The organism is Pseudomonas sp. YH-1, from assembly GCF_051990045.1.
GTDB classification, from domain to species: Bacteria; Pseudomonadota; Gammaproteobacteria; order Pseudomonadales; family Pseudomonadaceae; genus Pseudomonas; species Pseudomonas nicosulfuronedens.
This window is the reverse complement of the sequence record NZ_CP178184.1, coordinates 6529356-6544933: the sequence shown is the minus strand read 5'-3', so window position 1 is coordinate 6544933 and position 15578 is coordinate 6529356. Positions and strand designations below refer to the sequence as shown.

Here is a 15578-nt window from a genome sequence, read left to right as displayed (position 1 = left end):
TGCCCCGCCTATCCTGCGACCCTCACCAGACAACCGTCCGAGGTTCGCATGTCCCGTCTCCTTTATATCGATGGCCAATGGCAGGCCGCCGACAGCGGCGCCGTCCTGCGCCCGATCGCTCCCGCCTCCCGTGAGGCGCTGCCGGAAGTTGCCTGCGCCGGTGTATCCGACGTGGAGCGCGCCGTCGCTGCTGCCAAGCGCGCCTTCACCGACTGGAAACTGACCAGTGCCGCCCAACGCGCCGGTTACCTGCGGGCTTTCGCCGAGCAGCTCGAAGCCCGCAGTGAAACGCTGATTACCCTGCAGATGCAGGCCAGCGGCAAGCCGCGTCTGGAAGCCGAAATCGACATCGGTGACGCCATTGCCACCTTCGCCTACTACGCCGAACTGGCCGACCAGCTGGACGCCCGGCAGAACGCCGAAGTGGCCCTGCCGGACGCCGGTTACCGCTCGCAGACCCGCTTCGAGCCCATCGGCGTGGTCGGCCTGATCGTGCCGTGGAACTTCCCGCTGGTGACCAGCGCCTGGAAAGTCGCACCGGCCCTGGCGGCGGGCTGCACCGTGGTGCTCAAACCCTCGGAAATCACCCCGCTGATCGAACTGGTGCTGGGCGAGATCGCCGACGCCATCGGTCTGCCGGCCGGCGTGCTGAATCTGGTGCCGGGCCTGGCCGATGCCGGTGCTGCCCTGTGCAGCCATCCGGGCATCGCCAAGCTGTCCTTCACCGGCAGCAACGTTGTCGGCCGCAAGGTCATGGAAGCTGCCGCCGCTCGCACCCTGCCGGTCGGCCTGGAGCTGGGTGGCAAGTCGCCGATCCTGGTGTTCGAGGACTGCGACCTGGACGAAGCCGTGCAGTGGATCATCGCCGGCGTCTACTGGAACGCCGGACAGATGTGCTCCGCCACCTCGCGCCTGCTGGTGCAGAGATCCATCGCCCAGCCGCTGCTGGCGAAGCTGAAAGTCGCGGTGGAAGGCCTGCGTGTGGGGGATTCGCTACAGGGTGAGACCGACATGGGCCCGATGACCAGCGAAGCGCAGTACCGCAAGGTGCTCGACTATTTCGCGGTGGCTCGTGACGAAGGCCTGGTTTGCCTGACCGGCGGCGAAGCGGCCGAGGGCTGGTTCATCCAGCCGACCGTGTACACCGATGTACCGGTTGACAGCCGCCTGTGGCGCGAGGAAATCTTCGGCCCGGTGCTGTGTGTGCGCACCTTCAGTGATGAAGCCGACGCCCTGCGTCAGGCCAACGACAGTGATTTCGCCCTGGCCGCCACCGTGTGCAGCGCCGATCTTGAGCGCGCCCAGCGCGTTGCCGAGAGCCTGGAGGCTGGCAACGTCTGGCTGAACTCGCCGCAGGTGGTGTTCCCGCAGACCTCCTGGGGCGGCGGCAAGCGCAGCGGCATCGGCCGCGAGCTAGGCCCTTGGGGGTTGTCCGCGTTCTTCGACATCAAGCACATCACCGCGCCGCGCTGATCGGCGCCACCCCGTGCTCCAGGCGCAGGTCCTCGACCAGCGCCTGGAGCGCTTCGTTATGCCCCGGCTCGTCGCGTACCACCAGGCTGTGGGTGATGCCGTAGCCGAGGCTGTCCGGCAGCAGCGCGCGCATCTCGCCCTGTTCCACCCAGCGCTCGGCATAGTGCGTGGGCAGGTAGCCCAGGTGAGTGCCCGCGCGCACGGCGTGGAGCACTGCCTCCATGTGCTGGGCGAAGGCCGTGCTGCGTTGCGGGTCGGCCGGCAACTGCACGTCGGCCACTGCATAGCCGTGCTGAATCCAGTCGCAGCTCTCCAGCTCTCCCGCGTTCCTCACTGGCTTGTCGAACAACGGATGCTCGCGCCCGCAGAACACCGCGACTCGCTCGTGGTACAGCGGCTCGTAGCGCAGGTTCGGCAGGCGCCGGCTGAAGCAGGCAATGGCCAGGTGCAGGCGGCCGCTGAGTACCAGGCGCTCCAGTTCGCTGGAGGATTCGATGAGGAAATGCAGGCGCACGTCCTGGTCGCGGCGGTTGAAGCGCGCCAGGGTCTGGTGGATGCGTGCATCGGGCAGGGTGGCGATATTGTCGGCCAGGCCCAGGTGCAACTCGCCGACCAGGCGCCCGGCGAGGGACTGCACCTGGTCGCGGAAGTCGCCCAGCGCGGCGAACAGGTTCTGCGCATAGTCCAGCACCCGCTCGCCTTTCTCGGTCAGGCGAAAACCGCTCTTGCCGCGTTCGCACAGGCGGTAGCCCAGGCGAGTCTCCAGGCTGGCGATGTGCGTGCTGATGGTCGACTGGCCCATGCCCAACTCGCCCTGTGCGGCGGAGAAGCCGCCACAGCGCACCACGCAGGCGAAGATGCGCAGCAGGCGCAGGTCGAGGTCGGAGACGTTGTGCAGCATGGCGGTTTCGATTCGTGAGTGGCGATGTATTAGGGGTGTTGCTTTGAAGGCTATCAATGTATCGCCGGGCTTGCCATGAGCGCCTGTCGTGGCGCTTCGGGCGCGTGCTAGAGTGCTCGGCCCTGTCCCGCGGAGGTGATGATGTCCGTTCGCATGCCGGGCGCCGTGCTGGCGCTGCTGTTCTGCCTACCTCTCGGTTTTGCCGTCGGGGCCGTTGCCGCGCCGATGCACAGCCAGTTCCTGCCACCGGACGACGCCGGCCTGCGCCAGGGTGAGCCGGAGCAACAGCAACTGCTGCAGGTCACCGAGTACAGTGTGGTGCTGGGCAACCAGCGCCAGTCCAACCAGCAGCCGATTCCGATCACCACGCCGTCGCTGCTGCGCCTCAAGGGCAAGCCTCTGAGCAAGGGCGCGCAGATCAGCCAGGTGGTCATCAGCTTCGACGCCGAGGGCAAGAGCCTGAAGAAACCGGCCTACGACGAGAAGACCCGGGTGCTCAGCCTGTACTACCCGCAGGCCGCTTATCCACAACTGCTCGATCTGCTGCGCAATGGCACCGTCTACGTGCAGTTCCTCACCTACGGCAACGGCCATATCTGGGCCGACCTGCATACCGGCGCGGTGCGTGCGCGTTGAGCCGCGCCCTGCGCAGGGTTAAACTGCCCGACCCGTGGTGCCCGGCCTGAGCCGATGCGGGCCGCGATCCCCGAGACAGCCGTAGAGAGAAGCGAGCGATGCGTAAAGACAAGAAGCAGGTGATTGGCGAAGAAATCGACGACGCCGAGATCAAGCTGTTCCTCGACGTGGAGCCGGCCGACGACACCCCGGCGTCCCTGCACAAGCTGGTCAAGGCCTACCGTGGCCTGCGCATCGACGACTTCGAGCGCTTCGTCGGCTTCTTCGTCGAAGCCGGTTACGACCTGTCTGCCAAGGATGCACAAGGCAAGGACTTCGTTGCCCTGATCCAGGACCAGCGCCAGGCCGAGCCCTACATCGAGGTGATCAAGGCTGCTCGCGGCTGATCCTTTCGATTCGCCGAAAAGCCCGCCTTGTGCGGGCTTTTTTGTTCGGGAACTCAGCGGGAAAACTCCATGTAGGATGGCGTGGAGCGAAGCGATACCCATCACTTCCGAGCCGCGAACGGCATGGGTATCGCTGCGCTCCCCCCATCCTACGAACAGACTCGCCGGACCCTCGTCGAATCCCCGCCTAGACTTTCCCTCAGAACGATAACGACAAGGCGAGGATGAAGCCGTGCAAGTACAGCCCTATCTGTTTTTCCATGGTCGTGCCGATGAGGCTATTGCCTTCTACCAGCATGCGGTGGGTGCCCAGCTCGGCGCGATGATGCGCTTCGAGGAGGCGCCGGGCCCGTCGCCAGTACCCGATGGCTGGCTGGACAAGGTGATGCACGCCAGCCTGCAGATCGGCGAGACGGAGGTTTTCCTGTCCGACGGTCGTGGCGAGCATAACGCCGCTTTCAATGGCTTCTCCCTGCACCTGACGCTGCGCAGCGTCGTGGCGGCGGAAAAGGCGTTTGCCGCGTTGGCGGATGAGGGGCGAGTCGAGATGCCGTTGGAAAAGACCTTCTGGGCCCAACGTTTCGGCATGCTCACCGACCGCTTCGGCGTCGGCTGGATGGTGAGCTGTCATTGAATCGGCAGAAACGAAAAAGCCCGCTGGATGGCGGGCTTTTTCAGGAGTGCAGCACTCAGGACGCGGCGACGATCTGCAGACGGTCGGCGGTCATCTGGTTGACTTCGCGGTATACCGCGGCGTCGGTTTCCAGCTGCTTCTCGCGGGCCGGGAAGATCTCCTTGAGCTTCGCGGTCCACTCGGCCGACTTGTAGCGCTCGGGGAAGCAGCGCTCCAGCAGGCCCAGCATGATCGAGACGGTGACCGAGGCACCCGGGGAAGCGCCGAGCAGGGCGGCGATGCTGCCGTCCTGGGCCGCCACCAGTTCGGTACCGAACTGCAGGATGCCGCCTTTCTTCGGGTCCTTCTTGATGATCTGCACGCGCTGGCCAGCGGTTTCGAGGCGCCAGTCGGCCGGGGTCAGTTCCGGGTAGAACTTGCGCAGGGCTTCGATGCGCTGGTCCATGGACTGCATGACTTCCTTCACCAGGTAGCGGGTGAGGTCCATGTTGTCGCGAGCTACGGCGAGCATCGGCAGCAGGTTGCTGGTGCGCACCGAGAGCGGCAGGTCGAGGAACGAACCGTGACGCAGGAACTTGGTGGAGAAGCCGGCGTAGGGGCCGAACAGCAGGGAGGTCTTGCCCTCGACCACGCGGGTGTCCAGGTGCGGCACGGACATCGGCGGGGCGCCCACTTCGGCCTGGCTGTAGACCTTGGCCTGGTGGTGCTTGACCACTTCCGGGTTGTCGCAACGCAGCCACTGGCCGCTCACCGGGAAGCCGCCGAAGCCCTTGCTTTCCGGAATGCCGGACATCTGCAGCAGCGGCAGAGCGCCGCCACCGGCGCCGAGGAAGACGAACTTCGCCTTGACCTTGCGCGCTTCGCCGGTCTGGGTGTTCTTGATGTCCACCAGCCAGCCGTCGCCGGAGCGTTCGAGGCCCACGACCTTCTGGAAGTAGCGGACTTCGCTGCCTTCGCGGCTGGAAAGGTAGCCCAGCAGCTGGTTGGTCAGGGCGCCGAAGTTGACGTCGGTGCCGCTTTCCACGCGGGTCATCGCGACCTGCTCGTCGGCCGGGCGACCGGGGATGGTCAGCGGGGCCCAGTCGGCGATCTTCGCGCGGTCCTCGGTGTATTCCATCGAGGTGAAGGCATGGTGCTGGCTGAGCATCTCATGGCGCTTCTTCAGGAACGGAATGTCCTTGCCACGCACGAAGCTCATGTGCGGAACGGGGTTGATGAAGTTGCGCGGTGCGCCGAAGGCGTCCTTCCCGGTCAGGTAGGCCCAGAACTGCTTGGACACCTCGAACTGGGCGTTGATGTTCACCGCCTTCTTGATGTCGATCGAGCCGTCGGCCGCCTGCGGGGTGTAGTTCAGCTCGCAGAGGCCGGCGTGACCGGTACCGGCGTTGTTCCACGGGTTGGAACTCTCGATGGCTCCGGATTCCTGCAGTTCGACGATCTCGAGCTTCACGCCCGGATCGACTTCCTTGAGCAGGACAGCCAGGGTTGCGCTCATGATGCCGGCGCCGACCAGCAGCACGTCCATCGATTCGATTTCGTTCTGCGCCATTAACGCGTCTCCAAAACTATCAGCAGCCAGTTGTGACAGAGGTTTCGCGCCCACTGCGCAAAACAATTGTCCGAATTCTTCTCAGGTCAAAAGACCTTTCGCGAATGTCTCGGGCCGGGATCGGAGGAGGGGAATGCGCACCTTCTCGGCAATCCACGGACGGACAAGTCATCCGCAAGTGCATCGGGGAGTGGCGCTTATGCGCGGCTTCCGGTGCCGAAAAAGCGATTCAGTGCTGCGGGGTCAGACGTTAATGGTGCTACCAACGCAAAACTCTTCATTGCTCGCCACACTCTCGTGAAGTAGTGAAAAACCTTCGATCACGCTCTTTTGGAGGCGTGAAGCTCAAAGGGGATCGTCGTCGCGGGCCGGTCCGGTCTCCGTGCGGAGGGGGCGGCTGCATCCTTGCCAAGTTCTGCGCAACGAACGTACAAAGCGCGACGGCCAGTGACCGAGGCGAGTGGCGACTCTCTTTGAGGGGTGGCAGAGGCGAGACACGGTGTGTCGGCATCGTGCGGGGCCCGACCAGGAGGCGTCCTTATAATCGGGGGGCGATTATAACGGCGAAACACAAAAAAAAGCTCTGCACCTTAGACTTTTTTCCTAGTGTGTACCCCTTGATTCCCCATTTGTGCCCCCTCCCGGTGCGTCTTGCCTCCAGCTGGGTCAAGGCGGCCTATCGACGCGCGGCGAGGGAACCCTGAGAACGGGTTCCGCGTCCAATGGCCAAGCGCTATCTGACCGCGCTGCCCGCCGGTATACTGCCGGCCATCGCTTACCCCATGGAGAGATGAGCATGCTGCCTCGCCTGTTGCTCGGCTTTATCGCTGCCGCCAGCCTGACCTTGACCGGCTGCGCCCTCAGCCCGCAACAACTCAACCCGACCCCCGAGTTCAAGGGGCCTGTCGCCGCCGTTGGCCAGGGCCAGCCGGTAGTGGTGAAAGTCGTCGACGGTCGCCCGAGCACCGCGCTGGGTACCCGTGGTGGCCTGTATTCGGAAACCAGCCAGCTGACCGTGCGCAGCGAAGACGTGATCCCCAAGCTGCAGCTGCAGGCTGAGACCGCCGTGCGCCTGCTGGGCTTCACCCCGTCGGCCAACGCCTACAACGCGCCGCAATTGACCCTGACCCTGGCCGAGCTGAAGTACCAGTCGCCCAAGGAAGGCATGTACGTCACCGAGGCCGACATCGGCGCTACCTTCCGCGCTGACGTGCAGAGCGGTACCCGCCGTTACAGCGGCCGCTACGGAGCCTCGACCAACCAGCGTTTCGGCATGGCGCCCAACCAGGCGACCAACACCAAGCTGGTGAGCGAAGTGCTCAGCGACGCGCTGACTCGCGTGTTCAAGGACCCGACCATTGGCCAGACGCTGAACCAGCGCTGATCGATCTGTTCGGACAGAAAAAAGCCCGGTCAATGCCGGGCTTTTTCATGGGCGCCTGAAGCGCAGCGATCAGGCGGCCTGGCGGTATGGGTCGACCTCGACCAGGCGCATGCGCTCGTCGGCTTCCGGCAGGTCCAGGTGCTCGTGGCCGCAGGCCTGGGTGTAGACCAGCCAGTGGTCGTCCTGGACGTTGAACGAGAGTTCGACGACCACGGCCTCGATTTCTTCGAGGTGTTCGATCAGGTAGGCATTTTCGTGGGGGACGATGTTGAGCATGGCGAATCTCCTTGGCGAAAGACCGGGTTTGCAGAATTCGTTCAAGCCAGCAACGTGCCAGGGCGCGGGAGAGGTCTTAGACCATTTCTCGATAACTCTTACGCTCGTCGTAAATAAGCGTTGCGCGCTGGCTGCGAGGGTGGGCCAGCGGATAAAATGCGCGTCGATTGTTTCTCATCCATGACGGGCCATGCCCGTTCGTCCAGACTGACCCCCGCTTTGCTTCGAAGTCGATGGTGTGCAGTTCTGAAGCGGAGGTTGTGATGTCGCTGCAGGCGCTCTGGAGTCTTTTCCAGGCCCATCCTGGTCGTATCGTGAACGACCTGGCCCTGTTCTTCGCCCTGGCCGGAGGCTGGCTGCTGCTGGCGACCCGCCGCCGCGAACGCCTCGCCCTGGCACGCCTGGCGGCTGAGAGTGAAGTCGCGCCGGTGCCGCTGGACAGCGTCGAGCCGACCGCGCGGATGAACCGCTTCTTCTACCGTTTCGGTTTCGCCTGCATGGCCCTGGCCATGGCGGTGAGCTGGTACAGCACGCAGCTCGGCCAATAACCGACGAGAAGAAAAAAGGCGCCCGAGGGCGCCTTTTTTCATGCCGGCTGCTTGAGCCGGTACTGGTTCAACACCGGGTTGGCGTACTGCAGGATCAGGTGGCCGCGCTGCTCGGCGGGGCATTCGCCCAGGCGACGCTCCCATTCGGTGCGCGCACGCTGCAGTTCCTCGGCCTTGAACAGGGTCTCGGCGCGCGGCACGTTCAGTGCGGCGTCGCGCAGCTCGGAGGCCTCGTAGGCGAGGTAGTGCACCGGGAACAAGCGGTAATTGCCGAGGATCTGCCGGTCCAGTTCGGCGGCGAGCTGCTTGGCGTCGGCGAAGTCGCCGGTGATCTCTTCGCCGAAGTTGATGTGCACCCGGCCCTTGTAGCCGGTGATGCCCTGCACGATGCTGCGGTCGTCCTCGCCTGGCGCCTTCTTGTACTCGCCGGTGGTGGCGCGGGTGAACAGCTCGCGGGCCTTGGCGGCGTCGCAGGGGTCGTATTCGTAGCTGATGGACACCGGGATCAGGTGCAGCTCGCGGATCACCTCGGCGAACGGCTCGTCCTTGCGGCTCATGTGGAACATCTTGAGGATCGCCGAGTCGGTGCGGTCGTTACCGTCCTTGGCGCGGCCCTCGGCCTGGGCGATCCAGATCGACTGGACGTCCTGGCAGATCGAATGATTGATGTAGGCCGAGAGGTTCTGGTACGCCGCCAGCTTCTCGCGGCGACCGCTGATGGAGCGGTGCACGATGAAGCTCTTGTTCAGGCGCATCAGGTCGCTGACGAAGGGCTTCTGCAGCAGGTTGTCGCCGATGGCGATGCGCGGCGTCGGCAGCTTGGCGTGGAAGATCGCATAGTTGCAGAAGGCCGGGTCCATCACGATGTCGCGGTGGTTGGCGATGAACAGGTAGGCGCGGCCGGACTTCAGGCGTTCGACGCCCGAATAGGTAACACCGTCGGTGGCGTGCTCGATGGTCCGGTCGACGTACGGCTCGAACTTGTCCTGCAGCGCGACGACACTGCGGATGCCAGTGACTTCGCGGGCCAGCCGATGGGCTATAAGAGGTCTGAGCAGCCAGCCGAACGGGCCGGACAGACGCGGGAAACGGTAACGCGCCAGCGCGCCGAGGAAGGCGTCATCGCTCAGCAGGCGCTGCAGGACAGCCGGGACTTCGGCGTCGTTGTACGGTCGGATGGCTTCGAACTCGCCCATCATGCTCTCTATGAATTCTGGGGGTATCACGGGTCGGAACCGCGAAGTAGACGGTCCGGAAGGGTATGCCGCCGACTCACCGGCCTGGCGGGCACCCAAAAAGACCGCGCGATTATAAACGGAAGTCACGGGGGAACCAGCGATGCTCGAAAGTCAGGCCTATTCCTGTCCCTATTGCGGCGAGCCGGCCGAGGCCGTGCTCGACCTTTCCGGGGGCGACCAGAGCTACTATGAAGATTGCCCGGTTTGTTGCCGGCCGATCCTGTTCCAGCTCCACACCGATGGGGTGGAATGGACCCTGGACGTTCAGCGCGAGGACGATTGATGCAGCGAATCTACGCACCCGCCGACCTGATCGAAGCCGAACTGCTGGGCGGCATGCTGGCCAACGAGGGCATTTCGTCGCACCTGGGCGGACGCCACCTTGTCGGCGGTATCGGCGAGCTGCCGGGCATGGGCCTGCTGCACCTGTGGGTGGAGGATGACGTGGCCGAGCGGGCGCGGGAGCTGATCGCCGCGTACAATGCCGCGCAACCCCTGCCGGGGCCCGCTGACGATCACGAAGGCGGCCCTGGCGTCCTGCTTTGCTGAATTCCATCAACGAGTCCCGATGACCAGCCGCTATGCCCTGTTCCGCTGGAACCGCGAGCTGGCCGACAGCGCCGGCTTCCCCGCCGACCTGCAGCCGCAGTGGAGTATTGCGCCCGGCGCCCGCGTGTTGATGCTGCGCGAAGAGAGCAGCGCGCGCCATGCCGACCTCGCACGCTGGGGCCTGACGCCGGCCTGGCTGAAGGACCTGTCGCGAACCCCGGCCCATGCCCGCACGGAGACCATCGCCGAACAGCCGATGTTCCGTGACGCCTTCGCCCTGCGCCGCTGCCTGCTGCCGGCCAACGGCTTCTACGAGTGGCGCGGCGTGCGCAAGCGGCCGCACTGGATTTCCGGTGGCGGGCTGATCTGCTTTGCGGGGGTGTGGGAGGCGTATCCGGTGGAGGGCCACACCTATTACAGCGTGGCGATGCTCACCCAGGACGCGGGCGGCATGCGTCGTCCACTGATCCTCGATGCTGCCGAGCAGGCGCAATGGCTGTCGAACGAGACGCCCTCGGCGCGGTTGCTCGAACTGCTGCAATTGCCCCAGGCGCGGCTGCGCGAGCAGGCGCTGGCGAACTTCATCAATGATCCGACCTGCAACGGGCCGGAGTGTCTCACCCCCGCCTGACGTCGCCCCCCACAAGATCAAGAGCCCCTCACCCTAGCCCTCTCCCGCAAGCGGGAGAGGGGATCGTTCGGTGCAGGATGAAGCCATGGCATCAGCCGGCGCGATCTGCCCCCTCTCCCTCCGAGAGAGGGATGGGGTGAGGGGGCGCCCTGACACGGCCTTTCAGACGAAGACAGTTGCTCCGACGGGAACAGTACGCGGCGCTGGACCTACACCTTGAACTGATTCACCAGCCGGCGCTGCTGCTCCGCCAGCTTGGTCAGCTCGGCGCTGGCCTGGGAGGCTTCATCGGCGCCGCCGGCCACCTGGTTGGCGACCATGCCGATGTTGCTGACGTTGCGGTTGATGTCCTCGGCCACTGCGCTCTGCTCCTCGGCGGCGCTGGCGATCTGGGTGTTCATGTCGTTGATCACCGACACCGCCTGGGTGATCGACTCCAGCGCCTGGGCTGCTTCGCTGGCGTGGCGCACGCTGTCCTCGGTCTTGTCCTGGCTCTGCTGCATCACGTGCACCACTTCGCGGGTGCCGTTCTGTAGCTGCTGGATCATCGACTGGATTTCCTCGGTGGCCTGCTGGGTCTTCTGCGCCAGGTTGCGTACTTCGTCGGCGACCACTGCGAAGCCGCGGCCCTGCTCACCGGCACGGGCGGCCTCGATGGCGGCGTTGAGCGCCAGCAGGTTGGTCTGCTCGGCGATGCCGCGGATGGCCACCAGGATCGCGTTGATGTTCTCGCTGTCGCGGGCCAGCGACTGCACCACGCCCACGGCGCGGCCGATCTCGCTGGCCAGCGCCTGGATCGCCGTGGAGCTGCTCTCAACGATGCGCTTGCCGTGGTGCGCGGCCTGGTCGGCGTGGTTGGCGGCTTCGGCGGCATGGGTGGCGTTGCGCGCCACGTCCTGGGCGGTGGCGGTCATCTCGTGGACCGCGGTGGCCACCAGTTCGATTTCCGCCAGCTGCTTCTGCACGCCCTGGTTGGTGCGGATGGCGATATCGGCGGTGTGCTCGGAGGAATCGCTGACGTGCTGCACCGAGGTCACCACCTGGCCGATCATGCCCTGCAGCTTGCCCAGGAAGGTGTTGAAGCCCTTGGCGATGGAGCCCAGTTCGTCGGCGCGGTCGCTGGTCAGACGGCGGGTCAGGTCGCCTTCGCCCTGGGCAATGTCGTCAAGCATGCCGACCAGCTGGCGCAGCGGGCGGGCGATGCCGTGGCCGACCAGCCAGATGACGGCGAGGCCGATGCCGGCGATCAGCAGGCCCACCAGGGTCATGCCGAGGGTATCGCTGTCGCGCTGGGATTTCAGGTCGCTCTGCAGCTGGTTCAGGTCGCCCAGCACGGCTTCCTGCGGCAGTTGCAGCATCAGCGTCCAGCGCGCGCCGGAGTCGGCGATGGTGAAGGGCAGGAACAGCTCGATGTGGCCGTGCTCCTTGTCCACCGAGGTCAGCGGCTGGTCGAGGGTGAGCTTGGCCAGGTTGGCCACTTCATTGGCGTCCAGCACGCTGCTGGCGGATTCGCCGAGCTTGGCCGGGTCCTTGGTGTAGGCCACCAGGCGGCCGTTGGTGGAGATCAGCGCCATCTCGCCGGCGCCGTCGTAGAGCTGGCTGTCGGCGGTCTTGAGCAGGTCCTGGATGAAGTCCAGCGACAGGTCCACGCCGACGGTGCCCTTGAACTGGCCCTTGACCATGATCGGCGCGTTGAACGAGGACATCAGCACCATCTTGCCGCCCATTTCATAGGGCGCCGGGTCGATGATGCAGGGCTGGTGCTTTTCTTTCGGGCACAGGTAGTACTCACCTTCACGCACGCCGGTGGGCTGCATCTTCTGGCTTTCCAGGGTGTCGCCCATGGCTTCCACGGTCAGGCCGCCATCCTTGCGGTACCACCAGGGCATGAAGCGGCCGCTGGCGTCGTAGCCGGGCAGGCCCGAGTACTGGCTGTCGTTACCGGCGAAGGCGTTGGGCTCCCAGCCGGCGAAGGCGTCGAGCAGCTTGGGGTTCTGCGCCACGGTCTGGCGCAGCAGGTTGGACATGCCGGCGCGGCCGATGCCCAGCAGCGGTTGGCCATTGGCGTCGGTCTCGTCGAGCAGGGCGTTGGTATTGGCCAGGTCGCGGGCGACAGTCAGGGGGTATTCCAGTTCGCGCTGGATCTGCGCGACCTGACCGCGGGCCATGGCCACCAGGCGTTCGTTGATCACCTGCTCAAGCAAGGCCTGGGTGCGCTCCTGCACCAGCGCCTGGGTCCGCGAACCGGCGAACAGCGCGTAGAGCACCAGCGCTGCGACCACTGCCAGAACGCTGGCACCGGCCAGCGCCACCACGGAAAACTGGATCGACTTGAATTTCATACGGGTACCCGGAATGCGCCAGAGGCCTGCGTGTCTATCTGTATCGGCAGGACCGTGGAAATTCCTTAGGCGGTCGTTGTAAAGGCTTGTAACGCGGCTGTGTGCCGCTTGTCGCAGGATTGTCGGCGCTGACCGGGAGGTCTAGCATGTGATGTCAAAATGAAATTATTCGGCTGCAGCGAGCGCCTCGATATCCCTCTCCGGGAGTGAAATCAGCCGCCGGCTGCGGCTACCTCGCGGGTGTGGATCACAGGCGTGATGCCGCGCACCGTGTACGCCGCGACAGGCGCCCCATGGCACCTCCCGATGCGTCGGTGCGGTTTCGTAAGTTACTGCTGCGCCGGCTGTTTCCTGCCAGTTGCCGGGCATCGGGGGTGGGCCTACCATGCGCGCTGTCCGTGGGAGATTGCATTGTTTCGGGAGAGCAACATGCCCAGAGTTTTCCGTATTGCCGGCCTTGCCGCCGCGCTGATGCTGACCGCTTGCCAGCAGGTGAATACCACCAGCGGCGGCGTTGTCGGCGTTGAGCGCAAACAGACCATGTTCAGCATGCTGTCCAGCGCGCAGGTCGACCAGATGTATGCGCAGTCCTACCAGCAGACCCTCAGCGAGGCCTCCCAGGCCGGCAAGCTGGATGCCAGCAGCAGTGATGCCAAGCGTGTGAAGGCCATCGCCGACCGCCTGATTCCGCAGACCGGCGCCTTCCGCCAGGATGCGCCCTCGTGGAAGTGGGAAGTCAACGTGATCCAGAGCGATGAGCTCAATGCCAACTGCGGTCCGGGCGGCAAGATCATCGTCTACACCGGGCTGATCGATAAGCTGAAGCTGACCGACGACGAACTCGCCGCGGTGATGGGCCACGAGATCGCCCATGCCCTGCGCGAGCACGGCCGCGAGGCGATGTCCCGCGCCTATGCCGAACAGGTCGGCCTTGGCCTGGGCGGCCAGTTGCTGGGCCTGGGCCAGACCAGCGTGGACCTTGCCCACCAGGTCGTCGAATACAGCATGACCCTGCCCAACAGCCGGCAGAATGAGAACGAAGCCGATCTGATAGGTCTGGAATTGGCGGCGCGAGCCGGCTATAACCCCAACGCCGCCATTACCTTGTGGCAGAAGATGGGCCAGGCCGGAGGCGACGCTCCGCCGGAAATCCTCAGCACCCACCCGGCGGACAGCACGCGGATGGCCAACCTGCAGGCCGCCATCCCGAAGGTCATGCCGCTCTACGAGCAGGCCAAGACCCGCTGAGCAATGGTTTTTCAGCAGTGGTTCGTGATTCTCTCGAACGGCCAGGAGCGGCGTAAGGTTGCGCCGCTTTATCCAGTGAACAGGGAGCACCCGTGAAAATCGCTGTACTCGGAGCCACCGGGCTCCTGGGCCACCACGCCGCCCGCGCGATCAAGGCGGCCGGCCACCAGCTGGTGCTGATCCACCGACCCTCGTCGCAGATCCAGCGCCTGGCCTACCTCGAGCCTGAGTGCCGGGTAGCCGAACTCTTCGATCATCAGGGCATGGCCCGCGCGCTCAGCGGTCTGGACGCGGTGATCTTCAGCGCCGGCTACTACCCGGTGCGCCCGCGTCGCTGGCAGGAGGAGGTGGCCAGCGCACTGGACCTGACCAATCATTTCTACGCCGCCTGCCTACAGGCCAGGGTGCCGCGCATCCTCTACGTCGGCTCGGCCTTCGCCATGCCCTCGCACCCGCAGGGGCTGCCGGGGCATGAGGGGCTGTTCTACGAAGGGCTGCCCACCGGCAAGAGCGCCTACGTGATGTGCAAGTGGGCGCTGGACGAACAGGCGCGCGAGCAGGCCCGTGGCGGCCTGCCGGTGGTCATCGGGATTCCCGGCATGGTGCTGGGCGAGCTGGACATCGGCCCGACTACCGGGCGCCTGATCACCGCCATCGGCCGCGACGAGATGCTGCACTACGTGCCAGGCCGGCGGAACGTCATCGATGCCTCCGAGGCCGGGCGCGGGCTGCTGACGGCACTTGAGCGCGGTCGAGTCGGCGAGCGCTACCTGCTTACCGGGCACAACATCGAGATGGGCGAGCTGACCGCCACCATCGCCAAGCTGCTGGGCAAGCCGGCGCCGACACCCATGCCGCTGCACCGTGCCCGCGCGCTGGCGACACTGGGCCGCTGGCGCTACCGCCTGACCGGCAAGATGCCGCTGCTGGACGACACCGCCATCGAGGTCATGGCCGGTGGGCAGTTCCTCGACGGCCGCAAGGCGCGCGAGGAGCTGGGCTTCGAGTCCCATGTGCCGCTGGAGGACACGCTGGAGCGGGCCATTTCCTGGTTCCACGCCAACGATTACCTCTGATCACCAACTCGTAGGATGGCGTGGAGCGCAGCGATACCCATCAATGTTGTGCATGGACAGCATGGGTATCGCTTCGCTCCACCCATCCTACAAAGCTCAACGTGTAGGACGGGCCATGCCCGCGATCGCGCGCATGGCGCGCTCCTACAGAAAGCAGAAAGCCCGGCGGAGTCCGGGCTTTTTGCTGGGTCAGGTTTTCTGTCAGGGCAATGCTTTCTCGGCGAAGGGCCGGTTGGGCAATCCCATTTGCGCGCGGAAACTTTCCATGTCGAACAAGGTGCACAGTTCCTGCACCTGGTTCTGGCTGTTGAAGGTCCAGAAGCCCATGGCCGAGATGCTGACGATGCGATCACTGGCCGGGTAGCCCAACACCGGGCGGGCGATGCTGCCCATCAGGGTGCTCCAGGTAAAGACCTTGCTGCCCTCGCGGATGCATTCCTCCACGGCCACTTCCAGGTCCTCCATGCCACTGCGGATCTCCTCCACCAGCGCCCGGTAGCCGGCATTGTCCAGCGGCTGGGCGGTGAAGGCGCTCTTGTAGATGAAGTCCGGGCTGTGCAACTGCTCCACCAGCGCCAGGTGTCCCTTGTTCCAGGCGAGGTCGATGTGGTGGCGGGCGACTTTCTTCAGGTCTTTTTCCGGCATGGCGACATCCTTTGTCGTGGGAAGCGGAAACGCCACTGTGTATCGTCATCGATACACAGGCA

The 15578-nt window shown here is 65.1% G+C and carries 17 protein-coding genes; 11 read left to right on the top strand and 6 right to left on the bottom strand.

Annotated elements, in window-relative coordinates; translation table 11 throughout:
- The first annotated feature begins 48 nt into the window (after nucleotides 1-48).
- A complete protein-coding gene (locus tag ACKI1H_RS30345) occupies nucleotides 49-1473 on the top strand; it encodes an aldehyde dehydrogenase family protein (protein ID WP_440467247.1) in 1425 nt (474 codons plus the stop codon).
- Here ACKI1H_RS30345 and ACKI1H_RS30340 read toward each other — a convergent pair.
- Entirely contained in the window at nucleotides 1457-2374 is a 918-nt protein-coding gene (locus ACKI1H_RS30340; protein ID WP_138522193.1) for a LysR family transcriptional regulator, read from the bottom strand. The two genes, ACKI1H_RS30345 and ACKI1H_RS30340, sit on opposite strands and share 17 nt — an antisense overlap.
- A gap of 225 nt (nucleotides 2375-2599) precedes the next feature.
- Between ACKI1H_RS30340 and ACKI1H_RS30335 the strand changes: the two genes are divergently transcribed.
- The 3 genes from ACKI1H_RS30335 (at nucleotide 2600) to ACKI1H_RS30325 (ending at nucleotide 4030) form a co-directional block, all read left to right on the top strand.
- Nucleotides 2600-3010 carry a hypothetical protein gene (locus ACKI1H_RS30335; RefSeq protein WP_425049008.1) on the top strand — a complete coding sequence of 137 codons (411 nt, stop codon included), beginning with the start codon at nucleotides 2600-2602 and terminating at the stop codon, nucleotides 3008-3010.
- Nucleotides 3011-3108: 98 nt separating this feature from the next.
- A complete protein-coding gene (locus ACKI1H_RS30330) occupies nucleotides 3109-3396 on the top strand; it encodes a PA4642 family protein (protein WP_054908634.1) in 288 nt (95 codons plus the stop codon).
- Between the two features lie 232 nt (nucleotides 3397-3628).
- A complete protein-coding gene (locus ACKI1H_RS30325; protein WP_138522189.1) occupies nucleotides 3629-4030 on the top strand; it encodes a VOC family protein in 402 nt (133 codons plus the stop codon).
- Nucleotides 4031-4085: 55 nt separating this feature from the next.
- Here the strand turns inward: ACKI1H_RS30325 and mqo are convergent, their stop codons facing one another.
- Nucleotides 4086-5579, bottom strand: a complete 1494-nt coding sequence (gene mqo, locus ACKI1H_RS30320; protein WP_440467246.1) for a malate dehydrogenase (quinone) — start codon at nucleotides 5577-5579, stop codon at nucleotides 4086-4088.
- Between the two features lie 796 nt (nucleotides 5580-6375).
- Between mqo and ACKI1H_RS30315 the strand changes: the two genes are divergently transcribed.
- The gene (locus ACKI1H_RS30315) at nucleotides 6376-6963 is read left to right on the top strand and encodes a YajG family lipoprotein (RefSeq protein WP_017519726.1); all 588 of its coding nucleotides are present in this window, start codon (nucleotides 6376-6378) and stop codon (nucleotides 6961-6963) included.
- A gap of 69 nt (nucleotides 6964-7032) precedes the next feature.
- On the opposite strand, the gene ACKI1H_RS30310 is transcribed toward ACKI1H_RS30315, so the two are convergent.
- Nucleotides 7033-7239: a hypothetical protein gene (locus tag ACKI1H_RS30310; RefSeq protein ID WP_440467245.1), complete on the bottom strand. Its 207-nt coding sequence runs from the start codon at nucleotides 7237-7239 to the stop codon at nucleotides 7033-7035.
- A 263-nt stretch (nucleotides 7240-7502) separates the two neighbouring features.
- Between ACKI1H_RS30310 and ACKI1H_RS30305 the strand changes: the two genes are divergently transcribed.
- Nucleotides 7503-7787 carry a hypothetical protein gene (locus tag ACKI1H_RS30305; protein ID WP_138522183.1) on the top strand — a complete coding sequence of 95 codons (285 nt, stop codon included), beginning with the start codon at nucleotides 7503-7505 and terminating at the stop codon, nucleotides 7785-7787.
- Between the two features lie 38 nt (nucleotides 7788-7825).
- Here ACKI1H_RS30305 and ACKI1H_RS30300 read toward each other — a convergent pair whose 3' ends face one another.
- A complete protein-coding gene (locus ACKI1H_RS30300) occupies nucleotides 7826-8986 on the bottom strand; it encodes a 1-acyl-sn-glycerol-3-phosphate acyltransferase (RefSeq protein ID WP_440467244.1) in 1161 nt (386 codons plus the stop codon).
- A gap of 139 nt (nucleotides 8987-9125) precedes the next feature.
- Here ACKI1H_RS30300 and ACKI1H_RS30295 point away from each other — a divergent pair, with 139 nt between their 5' ends.
- Genes ACKI1H_RS30295 through ACKI1H_RS30285 form a run of 3 tightly spaced genes read left to right on the top strand, consistent with a single transcriptional unit; the run spans nucleotide 9126 to nucleotide 10205 of the window.
- Complete coding sequence (locus ACKI1H_RS30295; protein ID WP_138522179.1) at nucleotides 9126-9308, top strand: CPXCG motif-containing cysteine-rich protein; 183 nt, start codon at nucleotides 9126-9128, stop codon at nucleotides 9306-9308.
- On the top strand, nucleotides 9308-9574 hold the full coding sequence (locus ACKI1H_RS30290; protein ID WP_440467243.1) for a putative signal transducing protein: 267 nt from the start codon (nucleotides 9308-9310) through the stop codon (nucleotides 9572-9574). The genes ACKI1H_RS30295 and ACKI1H_RS30290 overlap by 1 nt, the downstream gene beginning before the upstream one ends.
- A 19-nt stretch (nucleotides 9575-9593) precedes the next feature.
- Entirely contained in the window at nucleotides 9594-10205 is a 612-nt protein-coding gene (locus ACKI1H_RS30285; protein WP_138522175.1) for an SOS response-associated peptidase, read from the top strand.
- Nucleotides 10206-10414: 209 nt separating this feature from the next.
- On the opposite strand, the gene ACKI1H_RS30280 is transcribed toward ACKI1H_RS30285, so the two are convergent.
- Complete coding sequence (locus tag ACKI1H_RS30280) at nucleotides 10415-12547, bottom strand: methyl-accepting chemotaxis protein (RefSeq protein WP_440467242.1); 2133 nt, start codon at nucleotides 12545-12547, stop codon at nucleotides 10415-10417.
- A gap of 429 nt (nucleotides 12548-12976) precedes the next feature.
- On the opposite strand from ACKI1H_RS30280, the gene ACKI1H_RS30275 reads away from it, so the two are divergent.
- Complete coding sequence (locus ACKI1H_RS30275) at nucleotides 12977-13795, top strand: M48 family metallopeptidase (protein WP_138522171.1); 819 nt, start codon at nucleotides 12977-12979, stop codon at nucleotides 13793-13795.
- 92 nt (nucleotides 13796-13887) lie between these two features.
- Complete coding sequence (locus ACKI1H_RS30270; protein WP_138522169.1) at nucleotides 13888-14871, top strand: NAD-dependent epimerase/dehydratase family protein; 984 nt, start codon at nucleotides 13888-13890, stop codon at nucleotides 14869-14871.
- Nucleotides 14872-15072: 201 nt separating this feature from the next.
- Here ACKI1H_RS30270 and ACKI1H_RS30265 read toward each other — a convergent pair whose 3' ends face one another.
- Entirely contained in the window at nucleotides 15073-15516 is a 444-nt protein-coding gene (locus ACKI1H_RS30265) for a ketosteroid isomerase-related protein (RefSeq protein ID WP_440467241.1), read from the bottom strand.
- Between the last annotated feature and the right edge of the window lie 62 nt (nucleotides 15517-15578).

Coding starts and splice junctions, on each gene's coding strand:
- ACKI1H_RS30310 (WP_440467245.1), bottom strand. CDS start 7,239: ATGCTCAACATCGTCCCCCACGAAAATGCCTACCTGATCGAACACCTC.
- ACKI1H_RS30265 (WP_440467241.1), bottom strand. CDS start 15,516: ATGCCGGAAAAAGACCTGAAGAAAGTCGCCCGCCACCACATCGACCTC.
- mqo (WP_440467246.1), bottom strand. CDS start 5,579: ATGGCGCAGAACGAAATCGAATCGATGGACGTGCTGCTGGTCGGCGCC.
- ACKI1H_RS30295 (WP_138522179.1), top strand. CDS start 9,126: ATGCTCGAAAGTCAGGCCTATTCCTGTCCCTATTGCGGCGAGCCGGCC.
- ACKI1H_RS30335 (WP_425049008.1), top strand. CDS start 2,600: ATGCACAGCCAGTTCCTGCCACCGGACGACGCCGGCCTGCGCCAGGGT.
- ACKI1H_RS30285 (WP_138522175.1), top strand. CDS start 9,594: ATGACCAGCCGCTATGCCCTGTTCCGCTGGAACCGCGAGCTGGCCGAC.
- ACKI1H_RS30345 (WP_440467247.1), top strand. CDS start 49: ATGTCCCGTCTCCTTTATATCGATGGCCAATGGCAGGCCGCCGACAGC.
- ACKI1H_RS30340 (WP_138522193.1), bottom strand. CDS start 2,374: ATGCTGCACAACGTCTCCGACCTCGACCTGCGCCTGCTGCGCATCTTC.
- ACKI1H_RS30300 (WP_440467244.1), bottom strand. CDS start 8,986: ATGATGGGCGAGTTCGAAGCCATCCGACCGTACAACGACGCCGAAGTC.
- ACKI1H_RS30330 (WP_054908634.1), top strand. CDS start 3,109: ATGCGTAAAGACAAGAAGCAGGTGATTGGCGAAGAAATCGACGACGCC.
- ACKI1H_RS30305 (WP_138522183.1), top strand. CDS start 7,503: ATGTCGCTGCAGGCGCTCTGGAGTCTTTTCCAGGCCCATCCTGGTCGT.
- ACKI1H_RS30280 (WP_440467242.1), bottom strand. CDS start 12,547: ATGAAATTCAAGTCGATCCAGTTTTCCGTGGTGGCGCTGGCCGGTGCC.
- ACKI1H_RS30290 (WP_440467243.1), top strand. CDS start 9,308: ATGCAGCGAATCTACGCACCCGCCGACCTGATCGAAGCCGAACTGCTG.
- ACKI1H_RS30315 (WP_017519726.1), top strand. CDS start 6,376: ATGCTGCCTCGCCTGTTGCTCGGCTTTATCGCTGCCGCCAGCCTGACC.
- ACKI1H_RS30275 (WP_138522171.1), top strand. CDS start 12,977: ATGCCCAGAGTTTTCCGTATTGCCGGCCTTGCCGCCGCGCTGATGCTG.